Origin of the sequence: Trinickia sp. LjRoot230, from assembly GCF_964253315.1 — a bacterium.
In the GTDB taxonomy this organism is placed as follows: domain Bacteria; phylum Pseudomonadota; class Gammaproteobacteria; order Burkholderiales; family Burkholderiaceae; genus Trinickia.
Genome location: NZ_CAXUQX020000002.1, coordinates 1,041,306 through 1,067,863 on the forward strand (window position 1 = coordinate 1,041,306; position 26,558 = coordinate 1,067,863).

Below are 26,558 nucleotides of genomic sequence, written 5' to 3' on the forward strand. Positions count from 1 at the left end.
GCTCGATTATCGTTCCGCGAGGCAGGAAGCGGCCGTCCTGCAAACGCTCACCGTTGGAAAATCGCAGAAAAGTGGGCGACGCGGGCCCACCCGGGGTTCGCCAAGGGTCGTCCCCGAAAAAGCTCACCTTTGGCACATGCTATTTTTTATGTGCTTCCTGAATCCGCTCACGTTCTACCCTGCATCGACTCACCTGCTTCCCCGAATCCCATCACGGAGAGATCCCGCAAGTCCTCACGATCTTCCCCGCAAAGGCTCACGTTGTCGGCTGCAAAGCCTTACCAGGCAAGGGGTTGCCGTGGCGTTAACGTTTTTAAATAAGATTCAAGGGTGTTTACTTCTATTACTCTCAAGCCTTCGTCGAGCGTCTAAAGATAAAAGTCCACCCCTAGCGCCGTGAAACAATCGCCAAAACGCGGGGGAACAGATAAAAACCTTATAAAACAAGGGGGTGAGAACAAATGCTCGCTTTGTTTCACGAGCACCCATGGACAACGGGCGTTCTGAGCATCGCGGCAACGCACATTCCAAAGTCATTTACAAAAAAGCGACAGGGCAGAAGCGATTCGTATCAAAAAATACGTAATCCGTTATGATTACCACACCTATCGCGTGGACCTTGGCATGACACTCGACGAACAGCGACAGAGCATCAGGCTCGAACTCGAAGTAATGAAAGCAAAAGGGGTCCACCGACGGGATTTATCGCTTCATGCGTGCAAACGATTATTCTTCGACCTCGGCATCCGTCCCTCAATGGCTGCCGTTCGCGATCTGACGCAGACCGGTAGCGCCAGCGACATCCCGAAGGATATCGATCATTTTTGGGAACGCATACGCAAAACGGCTGCGGTTAAAGTCGGTGCCGGTGCGATTCCGCCCGCGCTCGAGGAACAAGCCGGCGCATTGTTGGGTTCGTTGTTCGAACATGCGCTTGTCGAAGCGAAAGAAGCGCTGCGAGCGGAGCGCCTGGAAATCAGAACCGAACTGGATGCTGCCGAGCGTCGCCTTCGGGACGCCGAGATTAGTCGCGATACGGTAAATGAAGCGCTGCAACGCAGCGAAGCGCGTGCGGAAACTGCCTGGGCCCGCGTTCACGAACTCGAAACCCGCTTGGCGAACACGCTGACGCTGCACACATCGAACGAAGAGACGTTATCGCTGACAACGAAGCGCCTCACCGCGGAAACGGAGAGGCTGAACGGCTTGCTCGAAAACGAGCGAGCCGCCAATGCTGCGCTGCGCGAGCGCATCGATGCACTGCATGCGCAGATGCAGCAAAAAGCCGAGCACTACGCGACGCAGATCAAGGATGCGATAGCCGAAGCCGAGCGTCGCGTGAAGCCGATGTTGGTCGAGCTCGATTCGCTGCGCAGCATGGCTTCGACCTATCAAGCGGGCATTCGCGACGCAAGCCGCAAGGAATTCGACTTCATTCAGCAGTTAAGTAGCGCGAAGAACCGCGCGGATCGGCTCGAGGCGCAGGTGCGAGGCCAGTCGGATGAAATCGATGCGTTGACGCGCGAACTCGACACCATTCGCGCGCGCACTGGAATCGCACCCGAAATTGCCAATGTGCTGTGTTCGCTTGCTCGCGCTCAGCGCCTGCGTGACGCCGAGCTTACAGCGCTCGGCACACTGCTCGACGGTCATGTCGCATTGCCGGCGAATTGTCCGAAATGTCAGGACGGCGAGCCGGAGCTCGCCCATCTCGACGGCGGATTCGAATTGCAGTGCCCCGAGTGCGATCACTCGTCGGGGCTGGGACGGTCGCGTTTGGAGGCTGTGACCCGGTTCCTCGGCGCGCAAGATTCGGCATCCGCTGTGTGAAAGTGTGCCGCGGCGCAGGCTCCGCAGAGGGCACCACCTCGCGTTGCACTTTCGCGGGCCGCGAAGGTGAGCGTTTTCGGGGGCTCCGGTACGACGGCTTTGCGGATAGATCGTCGGCCAAAGCACATCAACTTTGAGCATGCAAACGCAGCAGCAGCCTCCGATTCCTAACTACAGCCTTATTTCGCTCTCAACGATATCCCGCATTCGTTGAACGCGCCGCGCAATCCCAGCTGCGGGTACGCGCGCTCCAAAGTCCGCATATCGGCCCGCATTTCCTCGACGATCCAATCGCGCACATTCGCGACAATCGGCCGTAGCGGCCGGCTCGCGGGCGATACCAGACAGCAGCGTCGGTTCGTCACGATAATCTCTTCCTCGGCGGGAACCAGCGTGCGCTGCGCCAACCAGTGCGACACAACATTGAGCCAGCCCAGCGCGATGCCCTGGCCCAGCAGCGCCGCCTGCACGACGATCGCGTAGTCGTTGAAACTCAGCATGCTCGCGACGCGCCGTCCATGCTGCTCGAACGCGCCAAAGCGGTGGTGCCAGCCGCGCTCCTCGTCGTCCATCACGATGACGGTGTCGCCGTGCTCTCGGCCCGCGTCGGTCTGCGCGGTCTCCTGATAGCGCGGATTGCACACGGGCATCAGCGTCTCGGGCATGACAAGCGCGCTGTGTTCGTCGATCTCATCAGCGTGCAGAAAACGCATACCGAGATCGACGTCGACCAGTGGCCCACCGATGCGCCCTGAAATGAGCTGAAACCGCAGATCGATCGACGGAAACGCCTCGTTCAAGCGGCCCATGCGCGGCATCAGCCAATGCGTCGTGAAGCCCGTGGAAACCGATAGCGTGACGGATTCCACGCCCGTCGCACGCGCCTCGATTTCGCGTATTGCGCTTTCGATGCCATCGAAACCCTCCGACACCTTGCGATGCAGGATGCGCCCGTTCTCGGTCAGCTCGATGCCACCGCGCACGCGCTCGAAAAGGCGCACGCCGAGGTGATCCTCCATGCGCGCCAGCATCCGGCTTACGGCGGGCTGGCTCACATAGAGTTCTTGCGCGGCACGCGTGAAGTTGCCGCAACGCGCGGCGGCCTCGAACACAAACAGCGCATTCGCACTGGGCAGTTTTTTGCGTAGGTTTGGCATGACTTGATGTTATGCCTGATCCAACAATTTGGGAATTGCCGCCAATAAGTTTGGCACCTATATTTTCCCTAACGCAGGCCCTTGAGCGAGAAAGAACGCAATGGACGCACGAGCGAAAACAGGAGTCTCGATCCGGTCGGCAGCGAAGCGCTACGGTCCGGTGGTCGCGCTGGACGACGTTTCGCTCGATATCGAGCCCGGCGAATTCGTGTCGTTGCTCGGGCCGTCCGGCTCGGGCAAGACGACGCTGCTCGGTATTCTCGGCGGGTTTGTTCCGCCGAGTTCGGGCACCGTGTGGGTCGGCGAACGTGATATTACATTTGCGCCGCCGCACAAACGCAATATCGGCATCGTGTTCCAGAACTACGCGCTGTTTCCGCATATGACGGTGGGCGAAAACGTTGCGTTCCCGCTGCGTGCGCGCCGCGAGCCGAAAGCCAGCTGGGCGAGGAAAGTAGCGGACGCGCTCGCAATGGTTGAGTTGACCGGCTATGAGGCTCGCAACATCAGCCAGCTTTCCGGCGGTCAACGCCAGCGGGTCGCGCTTGCGAGGGCGATGGTCTTCGAGCCGCAACTGATCTTGATGGACGAGCCGCTCTCCGCGCTCGACAAACAACTGCGAGAAACGATGCAGATCGAGCTGCGGCGGCTGCATCGCAAGCTCGGCGCAACCATTGTCTATGTGACGCACGACCAGCGCGAGGCGCTCACGATGAGCGATCGTGTCGCCGTGTTGAAGAACGGCAAGCTCGTGCAGATCGATACACCCGAGCGTCTTTATGACCGGCCGTGCGATGCATTTGTCGCGAGTTTCATCGGCGAAGCGACGCTGCTTCACGTGAGTCGCGCCGGCGACCATGCAGTGCGGCTCGGCGACGCCGTGTTACGCACCGCCGAGCCGCTGCCGCTCGGCGAGCGTCTGTTGCTCGCCGTGCAGACCGAAAAGCTCGTGATCGACGGCGGCGCGGCGCAGCCCGCCGCGAACCGACTGTCGTGCAGCGTGACCGAAGTGCTGTATCAGGGCGAGAGCCTGCGCGTGTTCGCCACGCTCGCCGACGGCACGTCGATCAGCTTGCGGCAGCCCGGCAACCATGACGCGCGCCGCCGCATTCCCTCGCCGGGCGAGCAGATGACAGTCCTGCTCGATCCGCAAGACACCATTGTCGTGCCCGCCTGATTTCCCGTCGTCGCCCGTATGGGCTTCGGTCTGATGTCTTACGAAACCCACGCAAACCTCAAAGGATGATGCAATGAAGCTCACCGATTTCAAGCTCCTGACGTTCGATGTCGTCGGCACGCTGATCAATTTCGAACAGGGCGTGCTCGCGTCCATACGGCGTCTTGGCGGCGCGGCGGCGAAAGATCTGACGGACGATCAGATCTTCGAACCCTATATGCGCGGACGCGCGAAGCATCCGGGCCGCTCGAGTCATCAAATGGCGAACGTGTATCTATCGCTCGCCAAGGAGCTGGGTTTACCCGACGATGCACAATCCGCAGCCGCGTTTCAGCGCGACGTGCTCGAGTGGCCTGCATTCGAAGACTCGGTGGCGGCCCTAAAGCGCCTGCGCAAACACTACCGGCTCGTGGCGATGACGAACGCGGACCGCGTTGCGTTGTCGGCTTACGCGCATACGCTTGGCGATCCGTTCGACGACACCGTCTGCTGCGATGAAACCGGCGTCGCCAAACCCGACCCGCAGTTTTTCGCTTATAACCGCGGACGCCAGGCGGCATTCGGCTTCAAGTTCAACGAGATTCTGCATACCGCGCAGAGCCAGTATCACGATATCGGCATCGCGGCGAAACTCGGTTATGCGACTTGCTGGATCGAACGCCGTCAGGGCATGAAGGGATTCGGCGCGACGCCGGTGCCGGAAGCGGTGACAACGCCGACCTTCAGATTCGCCACCCTTGGCGCGCTCGCGGACGCCGTCGACGCCGAAGCGCGCGCCGCGTAAAGTCATGCTCGCACCCGCTACCCAGCGCCCTTCGTCGGGGCTCCAACCCAAGCCTCAACCCGATTCGTTATGGCGGGCGATGGTCGCGCGCGAGCCGCACAACGAAGCGCCCGTCAGCACCGGCGCGCCGCTTACGCGCGATCTCGCGGTTGAGGTCGCGGTGATCGGCGCTGGCTATTCGGGCTTGTCGGCCGCGTTCGCACTGCAAAAGCGCGGCGTGGATTGCGCGGTGTTCGATGCAAACCCGGTCGGTTGGGGCGCGAGCGGACGCAATGGTGGTGTGGTGTCATCGAAGTTTCGGTTGTCGTTTGCGCAGATCGACAAGCTGCATGGACTCGAAACCGCAAAGCGCATGCACCGGCTCGCGCACGACGGGGTGCGCGTGGTCGAATCGTTCGTCGACGAATTCAAGCTCGAGCGCGCGTGTTTCGAGCATACGGGCAGCCTGCGTTGTGCCCATACGGAGAAAGCGTTCGCCGCGATTCGCGCCGAAGCCGAATGGGTCCGCACGCAACTCGGCGACACGTCGATGACCGTGCACTCGCGCGAAGAAGTGACACGCGAGACGGGATCGGCGGGCTTCGTCGGTGGCGTGCTGAGCGCTGACGCGGGCACGCTCTTGCCGCTCGAATACGTGAACGGTATCGCGCGAGGTCTCACGGCGCGCGGCGTGCCCATCTACGAGGCGACGCCGATCGTGGACATCACGCGCTCGCAGCGTGAGGCTGGGAGCGGTGTCGTGCTTCGAACGCCGGGCGGTACGGTGCATGCGAAGCAGGTGATCGTCGCGACCAATGCCTATTCCGATCTGACCACCGCGACCGCCGCCTATCAACGCGAACTGGTGCCGTTTCGCAGCGCGATGATCGCGACCGAACGCCTACCCGCTGATCTCGAAGGGCGCCTGATGGTGCAGCGCCGCAGCTACACCGAAACACGGCGCATGATGAAGTGGTTCCGCAAGGTGGATGGCCGCATGCTGTTCGGCGGGCGCGATGCATTCGGCAAGGAAGGGCAGTCGGGCGGCTTCGACGCATTGCGCCGCGCGATGATCGCGCTGTTTCCCGAACTCGCCGATGTGCGCATCGAATACGGCTGGTCGGGTTATGTCGGCATGACGTTCAACGCGTTGCCCCATGTCGGCCGCAGCGACGATGCGACGACGTTTTGTCTCGGGTATAACGGAGCAGGTGTTGCGATGGCGAGTCTGCTTGGCCAGCATGCCGCGGCGCTCGCGCTCGGCGAGACGCCGGAACTTGCGTTGCTCGGTCAGCAAGGCTTGCGGCCTGTGCCGTTTCATTCGCTGCGCGCGCCGGGCGTTCGTGTCGTCGCTGCGTGGTATCAGTTTCTCGACGCCGTGGGTGCATGATGACGACAGCCAAACGGATCTTTGAGGAACCCACCTTGACGCAGACGAGCACGCTGGACCCGTCGGTGCGCCATCAGCAACGCGAGGATCGCGCGATGCTGCTGTTGCTTGCGCCCGCGCTTTTCGTCGTCGTGGTGCTGCTGGTCGTGCCGCTTGTGTGGCTGTCGTGGCAGTCCATCTGGCATGACGGCGGCTTTACGCTCGTCAACTATCAGCGCATTTTTACCGGCACGTATCTGGACACGTTTCTGATGACGTTCAAGTTGAGCGTCATCGTAACCGGCGTGACGCTTGTGCTTGGCTATCCCGTCGCTTACTTCGCGGCGTCTGTCTCGCCAAAATGGAGTGCGTTGATCCTCGGCATGGTGATCTTGCCATTCTGGACCAGCGTGCTCGTGCGTACTTACGCATGGCTCGTTCTGCTGCAGCGCACCGGCCTGATCAACAAGGCGCTGCTGGAAATGGGCCTGATCGATCGCCCGGTGCAACTCGCCTATAACCAGTTCGGCACGATTCTCGCAATGGTGCACATTCTGTTGCCGTTTATGGTGCTGCCGCTCTATTCGGCGATGCAAAAAATTCCGGCGAATCTCTCGCAGGCCGGCGCGAGTCTCGGCGGTTCGCCGCTACATGTGTTTTATCGTGTGTTCCTGCCGCTATCGATGAGCGGCGTCGTCGCAGGCGTCACGCTCGTGTTCGTGCTGTGCCTCGGCTTTTACATCACGCCCGAGCTGATGGGCGGCGGCAAGTCGATCATGGTGTCGATGGTGGTCAGCCGCAACGTCGAGATTTACAACAGTTGGGGTGCGGCGAGCGCGGTCAGTGTCGTATTGCTGATTTGCGTGTTCGCGATCTTCTACGCCGCGAGCCGTGTGATTCCACTCGAAAAGACCCTGGGTGCGAAATGAACAAGATTCCGCTCGGCAGAGTCGTGCTCGGCGCGTGGGTTGTGCTGATTCTCGTGTTCCTGATGGTGCCCGTGCTGATCGTCGTGCCGCTGTCGTTTTCGGACACGCGCTTCATGACGTTCCCGCCACCTGCTTATTCGTTGCGCTGGTATCACGCGTTCTTCGACAATCCCGCGTGGATCGACGCGGCGCGTACCACGCTCACGGCGTCCGTATGCGCGGCCGTTCTCGCGACGCCGCTCGGCGTTGCCGCGGCCTATGCGATCCAGCACGGCACGCATTGGTCGATGCGCTATCTGCGCACACTGTTGATGCTGCCGCTGATGGTGCCAATCATCATCGTCGCCGTGGGCGTGTTTTTTGTGTTTGCGCAGGCCGGTTACGTGAACACGCTAAGTGGGCTCATCGTTGCCGATACGATGCTGGGCCTGCCATACGTGCTTATTTCTGTCGGCGCGGATTTGCGCACGTTCGACCGCACGCAGGAGATGGTGGCGCGCAGTCTCGGCATGAACAGGCTGCGCAGCTTTCTGGCAGTGACGCTGCCGCAGATCAAGGCCAGTGTGATTTCAGGCGCGGTGTTCGTGTTCATTCAGGCGCTCGACGAAACCGTGGTCGCGCTGTTCATTTCGGGTGGGTCGAACCAGACGCTTACACGCCGCATGTTCGTCACGCTGCGTGACGAAATCGATCCGACCATCGCGGCGATCAGTACGATGCTGACCGCGCTGACCTTGTGCCTCGTGATGATTGTCGTCGTAAGCCGGCGTTCGGCCACTGTACGCGCTTAGTTTTAATTTCATCGGAACTTCTTCAATGTCGAACGCACTCAAGTTTTACATCGACGGCGCATGGGTCGCGCCCTCGGGCAAGGCACGCATGGCCGTCATCGACCCCTGCACCGAAGACGCATTCGCCGAAATCGCGCTCGGCGACGCCGACGACGTCAACCGCGCAGTCGCTGCCGCGAAGCGCGCGTTTGCATCGTTTTCGCTTACGCAGCCCGCTGAACGCGTCGCGTTGATTCGACGCATCCTGAGCGCCTACATGGCGCGTTACGACGAGATGGCCGACGTCATCTCGCGCGAGATCGGCGCGCCAAAAACGCTGTCGCATGCGTGGCAGGCCGCGCTCGGCAAGCGTCATCTGGAAGAGGTTTTACGAACATGCGAGACCTTCGCATGGCAGCGCAAGAAGGGAACGACGCTCGTCAATCATGAACCCGTCGGCGTGGTGGCGCTCATTACCCCTTGGAACTGGCCGATCAATCAGATCGTCTGCAAGGTCGCGCCCGCGATTGCGGCGGGCTGCACGATGGTGCTCAAGCCCAGCGAAGTATCGCCGCTCAACGCCGTGCTATTTGCCGAATGTCTCGATGCAGCGGACGTGCCGCCCGGCGTGTTCAATCTCGTCAACGGCGACGGCCCGACTGTCGGCGCTGCGCTCGCCAGTCACCCCGATGTCGACATGGTGTCGTTCACCGGATCGACGCGCGCGGGCATTGAGATCGCGAAGCTCGCGGCGCCCACCGTGAAGCGCGTGCACCAGGAACTGGGCGGCAAGTCGGCCAACATTCTGCTCGACGACGTCGACTTCGAAGCAGCGGTAACGTCGGGCGTGAACGCATGCTTTAGCAACAGCGGCCAGTCGTGCAATGCGCCGACGCGCATGCTCGTGCCGGCCACGCGGCATGACGAAGCCGTGCGCATCGCGCAGCGCGCGGCGGCCGCGCATCGCGTCGGTCCGGCGGGCGATGCGGCTACGACGATGGGACCTGTCGTCAGCGAGGCGCAATATGCACGCGTGCAGCGGCTGATCGACGCGGGCATCGAGGAAGGCGCGCAACTGGCGGCGGGCGGGCCGGGGCGTCCGGACGGTTTGACGCGCGGCTACTACGTGCGCCCCACGGTGTTTGCGAACGTTGACCCGTCGATGACGATTGCACGCGAGGAGATTTTTGGCCCCGTGCTCGCGATCATGCCGTATCGCGACGAAGAAGACGCGATTGCGATTGCCAACGACACACCGTTTGGCCTCGCCGCGTATGTGCAGTCGCCGGATCAGGCACGCGCACGGCGCGTTGCATTGCGTTTGCGCGCCGGCAGTGTGTATATCAACTATCCGCCATGGGACGCCGGCTCGCCGTTCGGCGGCTATAAGCAATCGGGTAACGGCCGCGAATACGGCGAGTGGGGGCTCGAGGCGTTTCTCGAAGTGAAGGGCATCGTCGGCTACGGCGATTAGCCCGCACCGGTGCGGCCGCGCAGCAGATCGGCGATGCGCTCGGCGATCATGATGGTCGGCACATTTGTGTTCGCGCATGGAATCGATGGCATCAACGACGCATCGCACACGTGCAGCCCTTCGACGCCATAGACTGCGCCGCGAGAATCCGTGACGGCGAGCGGATCGTCGGCGGCGCCCATTCGGCAGGTTCCCGACGGATGCCACGTGCCGCCCACGGCGCGTGTGACGAAGTGCGTCATCGCGGTATCGTCGGTGAGCAGCTCGTTCAGCGTGACACCTTGCGCCACGATGTGCCGCACGAGCGCTGCCCGAAACGGGCCCGCGATGTCGAGCAGCGCGCTCAGCGTGCCGCGCTGTAACGCATTCCACCTGCCAGGCACCGCGATGGCGGCGACGCGCGGCGAATAACTCGACGGAAACAACGCGTCGCAGTGCGCCGCCATCGACGGCGCGGCCAGCGTCTTCGCGCCCAAGCGCAGTGCGAGTTTTAAGCGTTCGAGATCGCGAGGATCGGACAGCATCGCGAAGTCGACCTCGGGCTCGTCGAACGGGTTCGTCGATTTCAACGTGAGGCGTCCACGCGAATACGATTTGTTGACCCAGAAGAACATCGTGCCGAGACGGTAGCCCACCGAATGCCAGCCCGAGCGCGACAGAATCGCGCCGTGCATGTCACCTGGCACGGTGCCCGCAAGGCCTGACGAAAAGCGCACGATGGCCTGCTCATGATGCTCGTCGAGAAACGGCGTGCGGGCGGCACGAGGCAAAAACGCAGACACGGCAATCGACGGATGTTCCATCAGATTGCGGCCGACCCCTTCGCGATGCGCGCGTATGCCGATGCCGAGCGCAGCGAGTTCGTCGGCGGGACCAATGCCACTTCTGATCAGCAATGCCGGCGAATGGATTGCTCCCGAACATATGATCACGCAATTAGCCTGCAATTCATGATGTGTGCCATCACCCCGGATAATGCGCGCGCCACTTGCACGACGGCCATCGAACAGAACGCGGACCCCGATCTCGCCAGTGCGGATGATGAGATTAGGTCGCGCTCGCACCGCATCGTCGAGATAGCAAACGGACGTGGGGGTGCGTTCGCCGGCGGCGCTCACCGCAATGGATCCAATGAATGTGCCGTTTTGCCATGGGCCGTTTTGATCCGCGCGCAATGCGTAACCTTGCTGCTTCAACGTATGGAGCACGGCCCTCACGAATGGCGATATTCGCGCGGAAGGTGCGCGCTGAATGCGTAGCGGACCGTTTGCGCCGTGCAAGCCGCTGTCGTCCGCATCAGCGAAGTCACAGTCGGTTTCGAGCTTGCGGAAGTAGGGCAGGCACGCTTGCCAGTTCCAGCCTTGCGCGCCAAGCGTTTCCCATTCGTCGTAGTCGGCGGGCGCGCCGCGGTTGGCCATCAATGCGTTGATGGCCGAGCCGCCGCCAAGCAGACGCGCCTGCTCATAGCGGCGCAGCATGGCGGGCTCGCTGATACGCGCTTTGAGTTGCTGCCAGATGTTCGTGAGGTCGAGATACGCGCGGCCCGGATAGCGGCTGCGAATGTCGGCAGGCATGGTGGCCAACGAAATGTCGCGGCCTGCCTCGACGAGGCACACGGCCTTGCCGGCATCTTCGGAAAGGCGCGCGGCCAGCACGCAGCCGGCCGAACCACCGCCAAGAATCAGATAGTCGATCACGTTGGCGTGATGAAGACCGCGCGCCCGTCGATGATGTACCGCTCCTCGTCCAGCCGTTACTGCATGAACTTCAGCCAGCGCGCTTTGGCCTGGATGCCGGCATCGGATGCCCACCATTCTTCGGACATCAATGCCTGCTTCGCGGCATTCTCCGGCGAACTCGGCAGTTCGCTCGCGCGCTTCGCCGAAATCTTGCCGGTCTTGAATGCAGCTGGATTGCCCGGACCATAGTCGATATAAAGCGGTAGGTTCGCTTGCAGTTCGGGCGATACGGCCGCGTTCAAGAAGCGAATCGCGTCGTTCAAGTTCGGCGCGTTCTTTAGCACGCACAGCTGTGTGTTTTGCAGAATGCCGTCGTTGAACGTGAAATCCACGTCGGGATCGTCTTTGCGGACCGCGCTCGCGCGGCCGTTCCAGATCATCGTCATGTCGACTTCGCCGTCGTGCAGCAATTGCGCGGACTGACCGCCCGAAGTCCACCACACGGTAATGTCAGGCTTGATTTGCTGCAGCTTCTTGAACGCGCGATCGACGTCTAGCGGATACAGCTTGTCGCGCTTCACGCCGTCCGCAAGAAGCGCGGCTTCGAGCACGGTCTGCGGGTCGTTGCGCAGTGCGCGCGTGCCGGGAAACGCCTTCACGTTCCAGAAGTCAGCCCAGCTTTGCGGCACCTTCTTTAGCGTCTTCTTGTTATAGCCGATCACTGTCGAATAGAACTCGTACGCAACGGAGTAGGGCGTGCGGTACTTTTCGGGCATCGAGGCGGCGTTGGGGATCTTCGAGAAATCGAGCTTTTCGAGCAGCCCTTCGCGGCCGCCACGCAGACAGTTCGAAGTGGGCGTGTCCACCACATCCCAGATCGGCTTGCCGGTGGCGGCCTGTGCCTTGATCTGCGGCCATGCGTCCGGAATGCTGTCCTGATTGACCGTAATGCCCAGCGTCTTCGCCGCCGGGTCAAGGATGGCTTTGGTCTGGGCCTCCTGATAAGTGCCGCCTTGCGACACGAACGTTATTTTTCCGGCAGCGAGAGCGGGCGCCGTGCTCGCGACGCTCAACGCCAGGGTAATGGCAAACGGGCGCAACCTTGGCATGCTGATCACGACTTCTTCTCCAGACAGTTGAAGCGAAAGACCTCGTCCAGGTCAGCGCTATGGCGCCTGCAGCTTGAGGCCGAAGCCGCAAATTGCGCGGGCTTGAGAAGAAATATAGTGAGTCAATTTGACCGGGGCAACGCCGCAATTGTTGGAGCGGTCATGATGTGGTGTTATGTCTGGCCGTGCGATGCGACCTGCGCGTTCTCGTAGGCCGACACCGCAAACGCGAAAGCGGCTGGCAGCGCATTCGAGCGGCCAAACGTTGCGGGGTCGTCCGTTTCGGGATAACTGAGGTCGGCCGGACGTTTGAAGAGTTCCAGAATGAATGCATCGTGCCGGCTCGCAAAACCGAGATCGGCAAGCGCTTCGGCTTCGATCGCATGAAGCAAACGCCAGGTCAGCGGCACGCCCAGCACAACATAACGCCCGGCGATATCGCGGACGATTTGTTCGAGGTCGCGCGCGGCGGCTTGAAAGCGCAGCGCGGCAAGGTCTTGTTCTCTCATGGCCCGTTCTGAATATCGAGATAGCGTCGCGGTAGGAATGTCCATTACTGGACACCCCCCGCACAGATCCCGGCGTGCGCGATTCGCGCACCGGGCTCCTGCCTCGGGTAGTTGGCGTCAAACCGCACGACCGGCCAGGGGTGAAGGATGCGAGCCTTGGGTATCCACTGCTTCGCAAGCCGTTGCATCTTCGCCCACGTGGTGTCGTCCTTCTGACTGCGGCGCCGTAGCGCCAACCTCCAGAGGTCAATCACGCGTGCGCGCAAGGCCCGCAGCGCAGCGAAGTTGGTCGGCACCGCGTGGTAGTTGAAGTACCCTTGGACCACGCGGCGTAACCAGTCCCCTTGCTCGGGAATCGACTGGTGCCATCTGTGCCGCAACTCATCCTTGATCCCCTTCAGCGCCGTGCGGAGTCGGTCGCTCCGCGTTTTGCGCATGAGCATGAACCTGCCGTCTCTAGCACGGCCGCTGATGTGGGTGAATCCGAGGAAGTTGAACGTCTCGGGTTTGCCCAGCCCTCGGCCGGCTCGGTTGCGGGCCGCAAAGCGCCCGAACTCGATCAGCCGGGTTTTCTCCGGGTGCACCGACAGCCCAAACTGCTCCAGTCGCTGTTGCATGGCCCGCCTGAACCGCTTCGCATCATGTGGTTTATCGAAACCAATCACGACGTCGTCGGCGTATCGGACGATCACGACGTTACCCTCGGCATGGCGCTTACGCCATTGATTTGCCCAGAGGTCGAAGACGTAGTGCAGGTAGATATTCGCCAGCAGCGGCGAGATGACAGACCCTTGCGGTGTCCCCTCGTCGGTGGGCTCGATCACCCCGTCTTCCATCGCTCCCGCCTTCAGCCATTTGCGGATCAGTCGAATCACGCGCTGGTCGCCTATGCGGTGCTCAACGAATCGGGTCAGCCAGTCGTGGTTGACCGTATCGAAGAACCTGCTGATGTCGGCGTCCAGTATCCAGCTCACGCTCGTGCGAGCGATTCCCGTTGCGAGTGCATCCAACGCATCGTGCTGGCTGCGTCGCGGACGAAAACCGTATGAGAAGCCCAGGAAGTCCGTCTCGTAGATCGCATTGAGGACCGCCACCAGCGCGCGCTGGACGATTTTGTCTTCCAGTGCGGCAATGCCCAGCGGTCGCTGTTTTCCATCCGCTTTCGGTATGTACCGCCTGCGACTGGGCAGCGCCCGATAAGCCTGCCGGTGGAGTCGGCCATGCAGGTCTTCGAGATTTCGATCCAGATCTAGCTCATAGTCGTGCCACGTCACGCCATCAACCCCGGCTGCCGCCTTCCGTTTCAGCCAGAAGAACGCCGTCGCCAGTAGGTCGAAGTCGATCAGGTGGAACAACGCCGTGAACCTCTCCTTCTTCCTTTGCCTTGCGGCTTGTCGCACACGGTCCAGCCTCTGGGACACGCTTATCCGGCTCTGCGTCCGGCGCATGCGCGACCAGCCCGTGTTCCCCTTGGCCCCGCCCCTTCGCTCCGCCGGCTCCGCGTCTGGTTGCCCGGATTTGTTCGCCAGCTTCTTCGCTACTATGGGCGAGTCCGACTTCTCCCATTCGTTCGTCATCGGCTTTGGCTCCTCACCTTCCCGATGCGGACCGCTCGACGACACCTCCGTCCGCGGCCAAATAGGAGATCTCCCGGTTCCCGCATAGAGATCGTACTGACATGCCAGGGTCTAAGACCGCGCCGAGTCCGCATGGCGCTTGCGATGGCGCGCCCCGCGGTATTGCCTTCCGCATACAGTAGTACGTCAGCACTCGGGAATGTATCCATTTCGTGGCTCGATGGCTGGCCTATCAGCACCCCTGTCAACGCTTCGCAGCCCGCCTCGCGGCTGACCACGCATGACTCGGGGACATCGTGAATCGCTAGTTCTTGCAATGTCGGGGACTTTCACCCCTTGATCTCTACCGGTCTCCCGGCGCACACTGTATAAATATACAGCATTCGGATTCAGGTGGCGTGCTGGCGCACACCGGGATTAACCATGAATGACGACGAGCAACGCTTTGGCTTCGTTCTTGCCGACGTTCCGGATTGCGTGAGGCACGTCGGCGACGTAGCGCGCGGTGTCCGCTGTCTTGAGCCGCCTCGATACGCCGTCGGACTCCACCGCCACCGAACCATGAAGAACGGTCAAATGCTCGCGTGTGCCGGGCTCGTGAGCATTCGACGCGAGCGCCCCGCCAGGCTGCAGTGTGAGCTCGTACCATTCGAACTTGCCGGCCAGATCGATCGGGCCCCAAACGCGCAATTGATACTTCGCCTCGTGCCCGTCGAGCGTCGGAATATCGTGCGGCCCTGCCACGACGATCGTCTCCTGCGCTTTGTGGGCGGCAAAGAGTTGATCGAGGCTCACGCCGAGCGCATTGGTCAGCCGCCAAGCGACGGCGATGGTCGGATTCGCCTTGTCGCGCTCGATTTCCGAGAGCATCGACTTCGAGACCCCGGCGGCGCGGGAGAGATCGTCGAGCGTCATCTTTCGTTCCGCGCGCAAGCGTTGAATTTGCTCGCCCACGCGCGGCGGGGCGGCCGGCGTCGCGGCCGGCGAATGCCCAGAAGCCGCGGACGCCTGCGACAACAGGCGGGGTGCGCGTCGATGAGTGGTGCTTGCCATTTGGTTTCCGATCGCTTAGAGTCGTTCGCTATATCGAACTTTAGTTCGAAAAAACGAAATTGTCCGCTATAGGCGGCGACCGACTATAACAGCACGATGTGCACGGTTTCGCCGGAGACCCTGGCGCCGTGCAGCAAATCCGACTCTTACAGGAACAGGAGCTCCCTCGATGCGCGATACCTTTTTCGCCCATGTGCGCCAGACGATCGACCAGATTCGCGCGGATGGGTTTTACAAATCCGAGCGCGTTATCGCGAGCCCGCAAGCGGCGGCCGTGCATCTCGCGAGCGGCGAAAACGTGCTGAATTTTTGCGCTAACAATTATCTCGGGCTGGCCGACGACGCAAGGTTGATCGCGGCCGCAAAAGCGGGGCTCGAGAAGGACGGTTTCGGGATGGCGTCGGTGCGGTTCATCTGCGGTACCCAAACGGTGCATAAAACACTCGAGCGGGCGCTGGCTGAATTTCTCGGCACCGAAGACTCGATTCTCTATTCGAGTTGTTTCGATGCGAACGGTGGGCTCTTCGAAACGCTGACCGACGAGAGCGATGCCATCATCAGCGACGAGCTCAATCACGCGAGCATCATCGACGGTGTGCGGCTGTCGAAAGCGAAGCGCTACCGTTACAAGAACAACGATCTCGCCGATCTCGAAGCGAAGCTGAAAGAGGCCGATGCAGCCGGTGCGCGTTTCAAGCTGATTGCAACCGATGGCGTGTTTTCGATGGACGGCATCATCGCGAATCTGGCGGGCATCTGCGATCTAGCTGATCGCTACGGCGCGCTCGTCATGGTGGACGATTCGCATGCGGTCGGGTTCATCGGCAAGCATGGCACGGGTACGCCCGAGTTCTGCGGCGTGCAAGGCCGTGTCGACATCATTACCGGCACGCTCGGCAAGGCACTCGGTGGCGCATCGGGCGGGTATGTCGCCGCACGCCGCGAAGTCATCGAGCTGTTGCGGCAACGCTCGCGTCCTTACCTGTTTTCGAACACGCTTGCGCCGAGCATTGCGGCGGCATCGCTTGCGGTGCTCGAACTATTGCAAAGCGATGAGGGCGCACAGCTGCGCGCCCGCGTACGCGCGAATGGTGAGCATTTTCGGGAGGCGATGAGCGCGGCCGGCTTCACGCTCGTGCCCGGTGAGCACCCGATCATCCCGGTGATGCTCGGCGATGCGCAAATGGCCTCGCGTATGGCCGATGCGTTGCTGCAGGAAGGCGTTTATGTGATCGGCTTTTCCTATCCGGTGGTGCCGAAAGGGCGCGCGCGCATTCGCACCCAAATGAGCGCGGCGCATACGGCCGAACAAGTCGAGCGAGCGGTCGACGCGTTCAAGCGCGTGGGCGCCTCGCTCGGCATCGTTTGACGATAGGAGCGCCAACGAATGAAAGCACTCGCAAAACTCGAACGCGCGCCAGGCCTCACGCTGACGCGCGTGCCAAAGCCCGAAGTCGGCCATAACGACGTGATGATCCGCATCAAGCGCACCGCGATTTGCGGCACGGACATCCATATCTGGAAATGGGACGACTGGGCGCAAAAAACCATTCCGGTGCCGATGCATGTCGGTCACGAATATGTCGGCGAGATCGTCGCAATGGGCCAGGAAGTGCGCGGCTTTGCCATTGGTGACCGCGTCTCGGGCGAAGGGCATATCACGTGCGGTTTTTGTCGCAACTGCCGAGCGGGGCGGCGGCACTTATGCCGCAACACGGTGGGCGTAGGCGTGAACCGTGCAGGCGCATTCGCCGAATTTCTCGTGATTCCCGCATTCAATGCATTTAGGATTCCTGACGAAATTTCGGACGACCTGGCTGCGATTTTCGACCCCTTCGGCAATGCAACGCATACCGCGCTATCGTTCAACCTTGTCGGCGAAGACGTATTGATTACGGGCGCGGGCCCGATCGGCATCATGGCGGCGGCGATTGCCAAGCACGTGGGCGCGCGCAATGTCGTCATTACCGACGTCAACGACTACCGGCTTGATCTGGCGCGCAAGATGGGCGCTACGCGCGCGGTCAACGTTGCGCGCGATTCGTTGCGCGATGTCATGGACGAGCTGCACATGGCCGAAGGCTTCGATGTCGGTCTTGAAATGTCCGGCGTGCCCAGCGCTTTTACGAGCCTGCTCGAAGCGATGAATCACGGCGGCAAAGTGGCATTGCTCGGCATTCCGCCCGCGCAGACCGCCATCGATTGGAATCAGGTCATCTTCAAAGGCCTCGAAATCAAGGGCATCTACGGACGCGAGATGTTCGAGACCTGGTACAAGATGGTCGCCATGCTGCAAAGCGGGCTCGACTTGTCGCCTATTCTTACCCATCGTTTTGCCGTCGCCGATTACGAAAAGGCATTTGCCACGATGCTGTCGGGCGAAAGCGGAAAGGTCATTCTCGACTGGACGAACGCTTGAACGCACGGGTGTAGCAGCCTCGAAACGAGGGTCGGAGCGACGGCCTAAAGGAAGCACGCAACTCGTCCGATATTCAGAGAAGCTCGGACGCCCATAAACAGGGCGTTCGCACCCCACTCAGAATTAGGTCCATGAAAGCTATCGATCTGGTGCGCAGGCTCGCCATTGCGCTGCTCACCCAGACTCTTGACCGGCGCATCGGTGTCATCGCAATGATGTTCTTGTGCGCCTGCGCTCACGCCAGAAATTACACAATCGGCTTTGCCCAAAGCGACACCGCCGAAAGCGATTGGCGCAGGGCCAATACCGAGTCGTTTCGTGAGGCGGCGAAGGACTTGGGCATCACGCTCGTGTTCAAGGATGCGGGCGGCAAGACCGATGTGCAGCGCCGCCAGGTGGGCGAACTCATCGAGCAGAAGGTGGACGCAATCGTGCTGTCCGCCAACGAAGTCCACGGTTGGGACAACGTGCTGCTTGAGGCCAAGAAAGCCAGAATTCCGGTCGTACTGTCCGATCGCACGTTGACCCTGCAGCCGGAAAACCAGAACAAGGGGCTTTTCGTCACGTGGATCGGCTCCGATTTCCGTTACGAAGGCCGCGCCGCGGGCGCGTGGCTTGCGCAGGAAACTGCTGGGCACTGCAATGTGGTGGAGATCGAGGGTCCTCTGGACGCGGCGCCTTCGATCGAGCGAGGCAAGGGATTTCGCGAAGTGCTGAGCCTATTTCCCGGCATGAAGATCATTGCCTCCAAACCAGGCATGTGGCGTGCTGATCAGGCCAAGAAGGTGATGCAGGGGTTTCTTCACGACGAAGGCGCCAACATTTGCGCCGTTTTCGCGCATAACGACAACATGGCTTTCGGAGCCATCGCCGCGATCGAAGCGGACAAACAGCTCGCATTGAAGCCGGGCAAAGACATCCTGATCATTAGCGTGGACGGCGTCAGACATGGTTTCGAGCTACTCATTCGGCGAAAGCTCAACGCGCTGGTCGAATGCAATCCGTTGCTTGGCAAACTCGTATTGAAGGTCGTCCTCGAGGTACTGCACGGGCGTAGCTTTCCGGCCTCGATGTATATGGAAGACAGGGTCTACACCACGCACAATGCAGCGGCGGCCTTGCCGACCCGCAAATATTGAACTGGCCGTGCAGCCGCAGTCATCATCGCCATGAAATTGACCGGGTCGCGAGTGTACTGGGTTTCAACTGCCGTCGCGGTGGCGTTCATGCTGTACGGGCTGTTCTTCTACGTGTCGCAACAGAACCTGCTAAAGAACATCACCATTGCCAAGCTGGCGAGCGCGCGGGTCCATGCGGACGAGCAGGCACAGGCGGAGACGGCACGGTTGCGTGGTCACGCCGCTTCGCTATCCTCGACGATCGCCAAGATTACGGCAAGTCAACTCGAGAATTCGCAGGCCTTCAACGTGTTGAAGGACGGCATGGCATCGACGCTTGGGCCTTTTATGGACTATCCGGAGATCTCCGCCATCGAGATCACGGACAAGGACAATCGGCCGTACGTGTCGATGTGGAAAAGCGGCGGGGGCATCGCGTTTCGCGTCGGCTATGCGATACCTCCCGCGTTTCGCGAAAAATACCGGTTCGTCGTACGCAGCCCGTCCGTCTCAGGTGGACAAGTGCAGGGATACGTCGCTGTGTACGTCGACGATCAGGCGATCTCGGAACAGACCACGAAAATGAAGGACAGTCTGCGCACCGATGCACAGACCGAGATTGCGACGCTGCGCGACCACTTTCGCCGTTCGCTGGTGACGCAGTTGATTGTCTTGCTGTTCGGTATCGTATTTGCCTTTTTTTCCAGCCAGGCGATTGCACGCTCGTATAGGATCATCGATGCGCATCGGCGCGAACTGCGGGCGTTCAACCTGCAGTTGGAGCACAAAGTACGCGAACGTACCGACGCGCTGCAGGCAGCTGTGTGCGAGAACCAGCAGATCAATGACGAGCTTCGCGCCTCGCAGAAAGAGCTGCTGCTGTCGATTGACGCATTACGCAGTAAGGACGAGGACCTGCGTCATCTCGCCTTTCATGACACGCTCACTGGCTTGCCGAATCGCGCGCTGCTGATTGACCGCATGGAGCAGAGCATTGCCGTCGCGATACGCCAGACGGAACGGCGAGCGATCATGTTCATCGACTTGGACCGGTTCAAATCGATCAACGACTCGCTCGGCCATGATGCCGGCGACGCACTGCTCAGGAAGTCCGCTGCGCGACTGTTATCCACCCTGCGCGCGACGGATACGGCCGCGCGCATCGGTGGCGACGAATTTGTCGTGTTGCTCAACGACGTGGATACTCCCGATTCGTATGCGAGCATCGCGCAGAATTTGATCGACGTATTGTCGTTGCCGCTGGAAGTCATGGGGAGGACCGTGCAGGTGAGCGCTTCGATAGGCATCGCATGCTTTCCCGACGATGCGAACACCGCGGTTGAACTGATGAAGCATGCCGACCTCGCGATGTACGAGGCCAAATCCGCTGGCGGGGAAACCTATCGCTTCTTCGAACCGGCGATGACGGGTGCCCTCATGCAGAAACTGCAGCTTGAATCCGAATTGCGTCACGCGATCGATCACAACGAGCTGCAACTGTATTACCAACCCAAGATCTCGCTCGATTCGAACGAGCTATCCGGCGTCGAGGCGTTGGTTCGTTGGCGTCACCCGGTGCGCGGCATTGTTTCTCCGATGGACTTCATTCCATTGGCGGAGGCTACCGGGCTGATCGTCCGGTTGGGCGACTGGGTCCTCGAGGAGGCGTGTCGCCAGTCCGCAAAATGGCGAGCGCGCGGATTGGGCAGGATCAAGATCGCCGTGAACATTTCGGCCCGCCAGATGCAGCAGGGAGACCTTGTCGAGCGCATCTGTGAACTCACGCGGCAATACGGCGTGCCCCCGTCCGACCTCGAGGTCGAACTCACCGAGAGCGTCGTCATGGCCAATCTGCAAGAAAGCGCCCGTATTTTTACCTCGCTGCGCCAAATCGGCACGGTGATCGCAATGGACGACTTTGGGACAGGCTACTCGAGCCTGGCAAACCTGCGCAGGTTACCCATCGATGTGCTGAAGATCGATCGCTCATTCGTGACGAACGCGGATCGAGACGGAAACGACGCGGAAATAATCAAGACCATCATTGCACTGGCCCAAACGCTCAAGCTCGCTGTTGTGGCCGAAGGCGTCGAGACCGAAGCGCAGGCTGCATTTCTCAAGGGATGCGGCTGCACCACTGCTCAGGGCTATCTCTACTCCAAGCCTCAGCCGGCGGCTCGCTTCGAGCGCTGGCTGTTACAGAGCGCGTCCGGCGCTGTGAGTCAGGTGGCGGCGTCTGCGCAGGGCTGTGAGCCGGAACCCCGCAGCGGCTTGCGTGCGGGTTGAGCCGCTATTGCGATTGCGATGGCGTCTGCGAATTTACCGCTCGCGCGAACTCCGCCTCGATGCGAACCCGAACGTCATCGCCCACCGCTGGGTACCAGGTTCCAAGCCCAAACTGCGCGCGGCTGAAATGTCCTTGCGCCGAGAAGCCGAGGGTGTCTTCTTTGGTGAGCGGGTTGATGCCGTAACCGTTGAATGTCACCGCGAGTTCGACGGGCCGCGTCACATCGCGGATCGTCAACTCGCCTTCGAGTGTGCCTTGCCGTTCGCCGGTGCGCACGAACCGGCGGCTAATGAAGCGGATCGCCGGATGCTTCGCCGCATCGAACATGTCCGGGCCTTTGACAAGCTTGTCGAGTAGCGGCACGTTGGTGTTGGCACTCGCGGCATCGATCGAAACCGTCGCCGCGCTCGCATCCATGCCAGGGGCCTTCCAATCAAGCGTCGCCTGCGCGCGATCGAAACGCATCGTGAATCGCGAGTACTTCAGATGTTCGACGTCGAACGTGATGCTCCAATGGTGGGCATCCATCTGATAGCGTCCCGTCGGCACGCGGGCCTCGTCGGTGCCGACCGTGTGCGTGAGGACTCGAACCGGCGTGCAAGCCGGCATCAGCGCTGCGCTGGTGAGCAGGGCGGCGGCCAAAATGGCACGGATCGCGAAGGGTGTTGCCGGGTTTGATCGTTTCATCGCTGTCGTCGTTCAAAGCTGAGTTCGAACACGTAGCTTATCCTTTTTGAGATGTCACTGTGGTTGACATGGGAGAACGATCGTTCTACCTTTGCGCGATGGCGAATCCCGAACGACACGAAGACAGCGTACGAGAACGGTTACTCGATGCGGCCGAGGCGCTCGTTTATGCGGGCGGCATTCACGCCACGGGCGTTGACGCAATTGTTCGGCAGTCGTCAACAACGCGCAAAAGCTTTTATACCCACTTCGAATCGAAAGACGCACTCGTCACTGCCGCGTTGCAGCGGCGCCATGAACGATGGATGAATCGGTTCATCGAGGACACCCGGCGCCGCGGAAAAACACCGCGTGCGCAATTGATCGGCATGTTCGACGTCCTGCGCAAGTGGTTTGCATCACCCGACTTTCACGGCTGTGCGTTCCTGAATGCGTCGGGTGAAATTGAATCGTTCGATGATCCGGTGCGTGTCGTTGCACGCGAGCACAAAGCGCAATTGCTGAAATTCGTTCGTAGGCTGTTCGACGAACATCTGCGCTGCGCGGGCCACGATGCGCGAACTGCGGCCGGACTCGCAAGACAGTGGCTCGTGTTGATCGACGGCGCGATCAGCGTGGCACTCGTCAGTGGCAACGCGGGTGCGGCGCGCGACGCGCGCAAGGTGGCCGAACAACTACTCGACTTATTGACGCAACACTGACCGCAGAACGGAGAAGACCATGTCTGACACGAATCAGCCGAACCAATCGAACGCGCCGCGTCCACCGTTGCCGCCCTTCACTCGCGAAACCGCGATGCAGAAGGTGCGGGCCGCGGAAGACGGATGGAATACGCGCGACCCCGAGCGCGTCGCGCTGGCCTACACGCCCGATAGCGTCTGGCGCAATCGCGCGGAATTCGTCAACGGCCGTGGCGAGATCGTTGCCTTCTTGCGCCGCAAGTGGGCCAAGGAGCTAGATTATCGGCTCATCAAAGAGATCTGGGCGCACGATGGCAACCGCATTGCGGTGCGGTTCGCCTATGAATGGCACGACGATTCCGGTAATTGGTTTCGATCCTATGGCAACGAAAATTGGGAATTCGACGAGAACGGATTGATGGCACGCCGGCTCGCGTGCATCAACGATTTGCCGATACGCGAGAGCGATCGCCGCTATCGCTGGCCGTTGGGCCGCCGCCCCGACGACCATCCGGGACTTTCCGATCTCGGTCTTTGAAACGCGCCGACATTCCTGTTCAATCCGAGTAAGTCCTCTGCATGCGCCACGTGCAGTGTGTTGTACATTGCGCGGCAAGCGACATGTTCGTCGCATTGAACAAGAACGCACGGTCGGCGCGATGCCGGCGAATGGAGCGGGCATGCGTTTCGGGAGCGCGGTGGCAGCGGCGGCAAGCGGGCGGAAAAAACTCATTCGTGCGATGGGTCTCGGATGCGTGAGCGCAATCGGCGCGCTCTCGCCGGCTGCGCACGCTGCCGATTGGTGCGGCGGCGGTGTATGGGTGGATGCGATGATCGCGTCGTATCACTTGCACCCGAAGCAATCGTTCGAGGACGTGAACCCGGGGCTCGGTCTTGAATGTTGGTTCAATGGCCAATGGGCGTTGACCGGCGGCGGTTTTCGCAACTCGTTATCGCGCCCGTCGTGGTATGGCGGCGGCGTGTGGGCGCCCGAGTTCGCGCATTGGGGGTTCGTGCGATTGGCCCTGATGGGTGGCGTGATCTCGGGCTACAACTATGGGAGCCGCGGGTTCGGACATGACCACTCGATCGGCCCCGTTGCGGTACCGCTCATCATGATGGCGTACAAGCGCATCGGCGTGAACTTTATCCTCGTGCCGCCCATTCCTTCCGATAACCTGCCTTTTACCGTCGGCTTTGACATCCTCCCTGCCCTGATGGACGGGGATTCCTACTGCGCTTAGGCCGCGATGGCCTGAGTCACTTCGGCGGGCTCCTGCTTCTTCGAGCGGCCTGACTGCACCGTCTCTCCACAGGCTAACAAGCGCTGTCCGCGCTCTAAAACATTGATCGCGCCGACGTGATCGGCGTTTGCTTCGTGGCCGCAGCGCACGCACGCAAACAGCGCTTGTGTCTTGCGGTTTTCCGCTGAAATATGGCCGCATGACGGGCACGTGCGGCTTGTGTTCTGCGGCGGGACGGCGACGAAAAAGCCTCCGCGCCACGCCGTCTTGTACTCCAACTGGCGGCGAAACTCGAACCAGCCTTGGTCGAGAATCGACTTATTGAGTCCGGACTTCGCACGGACATTGCACCCCGGCGCGTCGGCCGCACCGGCTGCCGATTTGCTCATATTGCGCACCTGCAAATCCTCGACGGCGATCATTGCGTGGTTTTTGCTGATCGTGTTCGATGCTTTGTGCAGGAAGTCGTTGCGCGCGTTCGCGATGTGCGCATGGATGCGCTGAGCGCGGGCCTTCGACTTTTTCCAGTTCGACGAACCTTTGACCTTGCGGGCCATGCGCCGCTGATACTTCGCGAGGCGCTGTTCATGCTTTTTGAAGCTCGCGAGCGGCACGATATACGTGCCGTCGCTCAGCGTTGCGAAGCGGGTCACGCCGACGTCGATACCGACCGCCGGGCCGTGCGGAACCGATTGCTCGACTTCGCGCTTCGTCAGGATCGAGACGTACCACTTGCCCGCGCGCAGCGATACGCTCGCGCTGCGCACTTCGCCGAGTACATCGCGGCTATTGCGGTAACGCAGCCAGCCGAGTTTCGGAACCTTGATGCGGCCATTGCTGCTATCGATCGCAATCTGATTCTTGTCGGGGAATTGGAAACCGTCGTGCTCGCCCTTGCGCTTGAAACGCGGGAACTCTGCGCGCTTGGCAAAGAAGTTTTGGAATGCGCGATCGCAGTCCTGCGTCGCCATCATAAGCGCATGACGCGGCGCTTCAGCGAGCCATGACGTATCAGCGCTGTTGCGCCACGCCGTCAGGTGCTTGCCAATCGCGAACTTTCCGATGAACTTCCCGCCCGCCGCGTGGTTTTCCTTCTGCAACGCCAGCGCCTTGTTATAGACGAACCGGCACGCGCCCGCGAACTGGCGCATATTGCGCGCTTGTTCGCAGGTCGGCATGAGTTCGAATTTGAAGGCTTGGAGTCGTTCCATAGGCCAAAGTATACTTTGGCCTATGGCCATCGACAACGACATCCGGCGCGGACGCCATTGCGTTTTCTTGATGCATGCACATTTGGTCTTCGTGACCAAGTATCGGCGTGGCGTGTTCACAAAAGAGATCATCGACGATCTGCACGTCATGTTCGACGGCGAGGACGACCACGTACACCTTCTGGTGAACGATCCGTCCAAAGTTGCCGTGGCGGCACTCGTGAACAGCCTGAAGGGTGTTTCGAGCAGCATGATCCGCAAGAAGAACTACCCGAGCATGCGGCGCAGGCTGTGCGGCGTGCGCTTTGGTCCCCGTCCTATTTCGCCGGTAGCTGCGGCGGGGCGCCTGTCTCAGCGATACGCGAGTACATCGAGCAATAGCGAACGCCGCACTAAGCGCCCTAGACGGACGGCTACGGCTATCCGCGCTATCCTTCCTCCCCCCTGAACGAGGAGGATTGCCGCGCATTTGTTCAATTGAAGACGCGGCTCTGAAGGCTGGTGGCTGGTGGCTTGAGACACGGTGAGCTTTTCCGGGACTGCGTTCGTGACGATGGCGCGGCGACGTCGGAAACATCGTCCGTTGAATATTGGCAGCCGGTAGACCGGTGATGATCGTCGACTCGCTCGTCGACCCATTGCAACTCGAATGAGTAGGTGAGTCTTTACAGGACAACAACCAAGTTCTCGCGTCGCAAATGCTGATATTCGCTTCAATGGTGAGCCATTACGGGAGGTCGGCACGCTGCCTCATCCGCCGCACGACCAGCAACGGCAGCCGCCACAGAAAACCGAATAACAGCCGCCCATGCATCCAACTGAGCAGAGCGTTGTCGCGCACGTAGTTGAAATGTGAGACGCCGCCCTCGCCCTGCGCGAAGTATCGTACCGGCGCGTCGATGTTGATCGGCGTGATGCCCGCCCAACAGAGCCGCACAGCGGCTTCAGGATCGAAATCGAAACGGCGCATCCACCTTTGACGATGCATCAGCGTGCGCAACGCATCGACCGGATATACGCGAAACCCGTACAGCGAATCGCCGATTCCCGCCCCGAGCGTTTCCACGCGCGCCCAAAAGTTCGATACGCGCCGCCCTTGGACTCGCAGACATGGCGCGCTTTTGTCGAACACCGGTTTGCCGAGCACCATGCGCTCGGGCGCGGCCTGCGATGCGCGCATGAATGTGTCGATCAATTGCGCCGGATGTTGCCCATCCGAATCCATCGTGAGCACATGAGTGAACCCCAGCGCCGCGGCTTCGTCGAGCCCCGCGAGCACGGCGGCGCCCTTACCGCGGTTGCGCGGCAGCACGATCACACGCAACCCCGGGTCCGTTTTTGCCATGGCTTGCAAGCGAGCGGCGCTGCCGTCGGTGCTGCCGTCGACCACGACCCAGACAGGGCTCCAGTGTGCTCGCGCAGCGCGCACGGTTTCGTCGACTTTCTCGCCGGGGTTGTAGCTCGGAATCAGTACGAGATGGGTGGACGATGCGCGTATCGCGGACATGGGCACAGC

General features: G+C 61.0%; 23 protein-coding genes and 1 pseudogene. 15 read left to right on the top strand and 9 right to left on the bottom strand.

The features are described 5' to 3' along the window. Positions 1 to 624: 624 nt before the first annotated feature. Positions 625 to 1,830, top strand: a complete 1,206-nt coding sequence (locus ACSQ20_RS23700; RefSeq protein ID WP_436024794.1) for a DNA-binding protein — start codon at positions 625 to 627, stop codon at positions 1,828 to 1,830. A 179-nt stretch (positions 1,831 to 2,009) separates the two neighbouring features. On the opposite strand, the gene ACSQ20_RS23705 is transcribed toward ACSQ20_RS23700, so the two are convergent. Then, positions 2,010 to 2,987 carry a LysR family transcriptional regulator gene (locus ACSQ20_RS23705; RefSeq protein ID WP_436024796.1) on the bottom strand — a complete coding sequence of 326 codons (978 nt, stop codon included), beginning with the start codon at positions 2,985 to 2,987 and terminating at the stop codon, positions 2,010 to 2,012. A 100-nt stretch (positions 2,988 to 3,087) separates the two neighbouring features. On the opposite strand from ACSQ20_RS23705, the gene ACSQ20_RS23710 reads away from it, so the two are divergent. From ACSQ20_RS23710 to ACSQ20_RS23735, 6 genes are all read left to right on the top strand, one after another. Next, positions 3,088 to 4,164: an ABC transporter ATP-binding protein gene (locus ACSQ20_RS23710; RefSeq protein WP_436024798.1), complete on the top strand. Its 1,077-nt coding sequence runs from the start codon at positions 3,088 to 3,090 to the stop codon at positions 4,162 to 4,164. A gap of 73 nt (positions 4,165 to 4,237) precedes the next feature. Further along, a complete protein-coding gene (locus ACSQ20_RS23715) occupies positions 4,238 to 4,948 on the top strand; it encodes an HAD-IA family hydrolase (protein ID WP_436024800.1) in 711 nt (236 codons plus the stop codon). Between the two features lie 4 nt (positions 4,949 to 4,952). After that, complete coding sequence (locus tag ACSQ20_RS23720) at positions 4,953 to 6,317, top strand: NAD(P)/FAD-dependent oxidoreductase (RefSeq protein WP_436024802.1); 1,365 nt, start codon at positions 4,953 to 4,955, stop codon at positions 6,315 to 6,317. Next, the gene (locus ACSQ20_RS23725; protein WP_436024804.1) at positions 6,314 to 7,225 is read left to right on the top strand and encodes an ABC transporter permease; all 912 of its coding nucleotides are present in this window, start codon (positions 6,314 to 6,316) and stop codon (positions 7,223 to 7,225) included. Before ACSQ20_RS23720 ends, ACSQ20_RS23725 begins: the two co-directional genes overlap by 4 nt. Continuing rightward, positions 7,222 to 8,016, top strand: coding sequence for an ABC transporter permease (locus ACSQ20_RS23730; RefSeq protein WP_436024806.1), 795 nt, complete (start codon positions 7,222 to 7,224; stop codon positions 8,014 to 8,016). Before ACSQ20_RS23725 ends, ACSQ20_RS23730 begins: the two co-directional genes overlap by 4 nt. A 25-nt stretch (positions 8,017 to 8,041) precedes the next feature. Beyond that, positions 8,042 to 9,469, top strand: a complete 1,428-nt coding sequence (locus ACSQ20_RS23735) for an aldehyde dehydrogenase family protein (RefSeq protein ID WP_436024808.1) — start codon at positions 8,042 to 8,044, stop codon at positions 9,467 to 9,469. On the opposite strand, the gene ACSQ20_RS23740 is transcribed toward ACSQ20_RS23735, so the two are convergent. From ACSQ20_RS23740 to ACSQ20_RS23760, 5 genes are all read right to left on the bottom strand, one after another. After that, positions 9,466 to 11,166 carry a GMC family oxidoreductase gene (locus ACSQ20_RS23740; RefSeq protein WP_436024810.1) on the bottom strand — a complete coding sequence of 567 codons (1,701 nt, stop codon included), beginning with the start codon at positions 11,164 to 11,166 and terminating at the stop codon, positions 9,466 to 9,468. The genes ACSQ20_RS23735 and ACSQ20_RS23740 overlap by 4 nt on opposite strands. A gap of 56 nt (positions 11,167 to 11,222) precedes the next feature. Then, complete coding sequence (locus tag ACSQ20_RS23745; RefSeq protein WP_436025857.1) at positions 11,223 to 12,257, bottom strand: ABC transporter substrate-binding protein; 1,035 nt, start codon at positions 12,255 to 12,257, stop codon at positions 11,223 to 11,225. Positions 12,258 to 12,430: 173 nt separating this feature from the next. Further along, entirely contained in the window at positions 12,431 to 12,766 is a 336-nt protein-coding gene (locus tag ACSQ20_RS23750; RefSeq protein ID WP_436024812.1) for a DUF2471 family protein, read from the bottom strand. Positions 12,767 to 12,810: 44 nt separating this feature from the next. Further along, entirely contained in the window at positions 12,811 to 14,343 is a 1,533-nt protein-coding gene (ltrA, locus tag ACSQ20_RS23755) for a group II intron reverse transcriptase/maturase (protein ID WP_436018321.1), read from the bottom strand. Between the two features lie 417 nt (positions 14,344 to 14,760). Beyond that, the gene (locus ACSQ20_RS23760) at positions 14,761 to 15,408 is read right to left on the bottom strand and encodes a helix-turn-helix domain-containing protein (protein ID WP_436025859.1); all 648 of its coding nucleotides are present in this window, start codon (positions 15,406 to 15,408) and stop codon (positions 14,761 to 14,763) included. 157 nt (positions 15,409 to 15,565) lie between these two features. Between ACSQ20_RS23760 and ACSQ20_RS23765 the strand changes: the two genes are divergently transcribed. The 4 genes from ACSQ20_RS23765 to ACSQ20_RS23780 all read left to right on the top strand — a co-directional run bounded on the left by ACSQ20_RS23765 (position 15,566) and on the right by ACSQ20_RS23780 (position 21,219). Then, on the top strand, positions 15,566 to 16,765 hold the full coding sequence (locus ACSQ20_RS23765; protein WP_436024814.1) for a glycine C-acetyltransferase: 1,200 nt from the start codon (positions 15,566 to 15,568) through the stop codon (positions 16,763 to 16,765). An 18-nt stretch (positions 16,766 to 16,783) separates the two neighbouring features. Beyond that, the gene (gene tdh / locus ACSQ20_RS23770; RefSeq protein WP_436024816.1) at positions 16,784 to 17,815 is read left to right on the top strand and encodes an L-threonine 3-dehydrogenase; all 1,032 of its coding nucleotides are present in this window, start codon (positions 16,784 to 16,786) and stop codon (positions 17,813 to 17,815) included. 131 nt (positions 17,816 to 17,946) lie between these two features. After that, positions 17,947 to 18,954 carry an ABC transporter substrate-binding protein gene (locus ACSQ20_RS23775; RefSeq protein WP_436024818.1) on the top strand — a complete coding sequence of 336 codons (1,008 nt, stop codon included), beginning with the start codon at positions 17,947 to 17,949 and terminating at the stop codon, positions 18,952 to 18,954. A gap of 30 nt (positions 18,955 to 18,984) precedes the next feature. After that, complete coding sequence (locus ACSQ20_RS23780; RefSeq protein ID WP_436024820.1) at positions 18,985 to 21,219, top strand: putative bifunctional diguanylate cyclase/phosphodiesterase; 2,235 nt, start codon at positions 18,985 to 18,987, stop codon at positions 21,217 to 21,219. Positions 21,220 to 21,223: 4 nt separating this feature from the next. Here the strand turns inward: ACSQ20_RS23780 and ACSQ20_RS23785 are convergent, their stop codons facing one another. After that, positions 21,224 to 21,907 (bottom strand): YceI family protein, encoded by a 684-nt coding sequence (locus ACSQ20_RS23785; protein WP_436024822.1) that lies wholly within the window; start codon positions 21,905 to 21,907, stop codon positions 21,224 to 21,226. Positions 21,908 to 22,005: 98 nt separating this feature from the next. Between ACSQ20_RS23785 and ACSQ20_RS23790 the strand changes: the two genes are divergently transcribed. From ACSQ20_RS23790 to ACSQ20_RS23800, 3 genes are all read left to right on the top strand, one after another. Beyond that, positions 22,006 to 22,608 carry a TetR/AcrR family transcriptional regulator gene (locus tag ACSQ20_RS23790; protein WP_436025861.1) on the top strand — a complete coding sequence of 201 codons (603 nt, stop codon included), beginning with the start codon at positions 22,006 to 22,008 and terminating at the stop codon, positions 22,606 to 22,608. 19 nt (positions 22,609 to 22,627) lie between these two features. After that, the gene (locus ACSQ20_RS23795; protein WP_436024824.1) at positions 22,628 to 23,125 is read left to right on the top strand and encodes a DUF1348 family protein; all 498 of its coding nucleotides are present in this window, start codon (positions 22,628 to 22,630) and stop codon (positions 23,123 to 23,125) included. A 202-nt stretch (positions 23,126 to 23,327) separates the two neighbouring features. Beyond that, positions 23,328 to 23,831, top strand: a complete 504-nt coding sequence (locus tag ACSQ20_RS23800) for a hypothetical protein (protein WP_436025863.1) — start codon at positions 23,328 to 23,330, stop codon at positions 23,829 to 23,831. Here ACSQ20_RS23800 and ACSQ20_RS23805 read toward each other — a convergent pair. After that, a complete protein-coding gene (locus ACSQ20_RS23805) occupies positions 23,828 to 25,042 on the bottom strand; it encodes an RNA-guided endonuclease InsQ/TnpB family protein (protein WP_436024826.1) in 1,215 nt (404 codons plus the stop codon). The two genes, ACSQ20_RS23800 and ACSQ20_RS23805, sit on opposite strands and share 4 nt — an antisense overlap. Between ACSQ20_RS23805 and tnpA the strand changes: the two are divergent. Continuing rightward, positions 25,008 to 25,423 (top strand): annotated as a pseudogene (tnpA, locus tag ACSQ20_RS23810) (IS200/IS605 family transposase). The gene ACSQ20_RS23805 and the pseudogene tnpA sit on opposite strands and share 35 nt — an antisense overlap. A 346-nt stretch (positions 25,424 to 25,769) precedes the next feature. Here the strand turns inward: tnpA and ACSQ20_RS23815 are convergent. Next, entirely contained in the window at positions 25,770 to 26,549 is a 780-nt protein-coding gene (locus tag ACSQ20_RS23815; RefSeq protein ID WP_436024828.1) for a glycosyltransferase family 2 protein, read from the bottom strand. Positions 26,550 to 26,558: the final 9 nt, after the last annotated feature.

What these genes read in the sequence shown, in the direction of transcription:
- ACSQ20_RS23705 (WP_436024796.1), bottom strand. Translation starts at nt 2,987, where the DNA reads ATGCCAAACCTACGCAAAAAACTGCCCAGTGCGAATGCGCTGTTTGTG.
- ACSQ20_RS23765 (WP_436024814.1), top strand. Translation starts at nt 15,566, where the DNA reads ATGCGCGATACCTTTTTCGCCCATGTGCGCCAGACGATCGACCAGATT.
- ACSQ20_RS23800 (WP_436025863.1), top strand. Translation starts at nt 23,328, where the DNA reads ATGGGTCTCGGATGCGTGAGCGCAATCGGCGCGCTCTCGCCGGCTGCG.
- ACSQ20_RS23785 (WP_436024822.1), bottom strand. Translation starts at nt 21,907, where the DNA reads ATGAAACGATCAAACCCGGCAACACCCTTCGCGATCCGTGCCATTTTG.
- ACSQ20_RS23715 (WP_436024800.1), top strand. Translation starts at nt 4,238, where the DNA reads ATGAAGCTCACCGATTTCAAGCTCCTGACGTTCGATGTCGTCGGCACG.
- ACSQ20_RS23805 (WP_436024826.1), bottom strand. Translation starts at nt 25,042, where the DNA reads ATGGAACGACTCCAAGCCTTCAAATTCGAACTCATGCCGACCTGCGAA.
- ACSQ20_RS23795 (WP_436024824.1), top strand. Translation starts at nt 22,628, where the DNA reads ATGTCTGACACGAATCAGCCGAACCAATCGAACGCGCCGCGTCCACCG.
- ACSQ20_RS23750 (WP_436024812.1), bottom strand. Translation starts at nt 12,766, where the DNA reads ATGAGAGAACAAGACCTTGCCGCGCTGCGCTTTCAAGCCGCCGCGCGC.
- ACSQ20_RS23780 (WP_436024820.1), top strand. Translation starts at nt 18,985, where the DNA reads ATGAAATTGACCGGGTCGCGAGTGTACTGGGTTTCAACTGCCGTCGCG.
- ACSQ20_RS23775 (WP_436024818.1), top strand. Translation starts at nt 17,947, where the DNA reads ATGAAAGCTATCGATCTGGTGCGCAGGCTCGCCATTGCGCTGCTCACC.
- ACSQ20_RS23710 (WP_436024798.1), top strand. Translation starts at nt 3,088, where the DNA reads ATGGACGCACGAGCGAAAACAGGAGTCTCGATCCGGTCGGCAGCGAAG.
- ACSQ20_RS23730 (WP_436024806.1), top strand. Translation starts at nt 7,222, where the DNA reads ATGAACAAGATTCCGCTCGGCAGAGTCGTGCTCGGCGCGTGGGTTGTG.
- ACSQ20_RS23815 (WP_436024828.1), bottom strand. Translation starts at nt 26,549, where the DNA reads ATGTCCGCGATACGCGCATCGTCCACCCATCTCGTACTGATTCCGAGC.
- ACSQ20_RS23725 (WP_436024804.1), top strand. Translation starts at nt 6,314, where the DNA reads ATGATGACGACAGCCAAACGGATCTTTGAGGAACCCACCTTGACGCAG.
- ltrA (WP_436018321.1), bottom strand. Translation starts at nt 14,343, where the DNA reads ATGACGAACGAATGGGAGAAGTCGGACTCGCCCATAGTAGCGAAGAAG.
- ACSQ20_RS23790 (WP_436025861.1), top strand. Translation starts at nt 22,006, where the DNA reads ATGGCGAATCCCGAACGACACGAAGACAGCGTACGAGAACGGTTACTC.
- ACSQ20_RS23745 (WP_436025857.1), bottom strand. Translation starts at nt 12,257, where the DNA reads ATGCCAAGGTTGCGCCCGTTTGCCATTACCCTGGCGTTGAGCGTCGCG.
- ACSQ20_RS23720 (WP_436024802.1), top strand. Translation starts at nt 4,953, where the DNA reads ATGCTCGCACCCGCTACCCAGCGCCCTTCGTCGGGGCTCCAACCCAAG.
- ACSQ20_RS23700 (WP_436024794.1), top strand. Translation starts at nt 625, where the DNA reads ATGACACTCGACGAACAGCGACAGAGCATCAGGCTCGAACTCGAAGTA.
- ACSQ20_RS23735 (WP_436024808.1), top strand. Translation starts at nt 8,042, where the DNA reads ATGTCGAACGCACTCAAGTTTTACATCGACGGCGCATGGGTCGCGCCC.
- tdh (WP_436024816.1), top strand. Translation starts at nt 16,784, where the DNA reads ATGAAAGCACTCGCAAAACTCGAACGCGCGCCAGGCCTCACGCTGACG.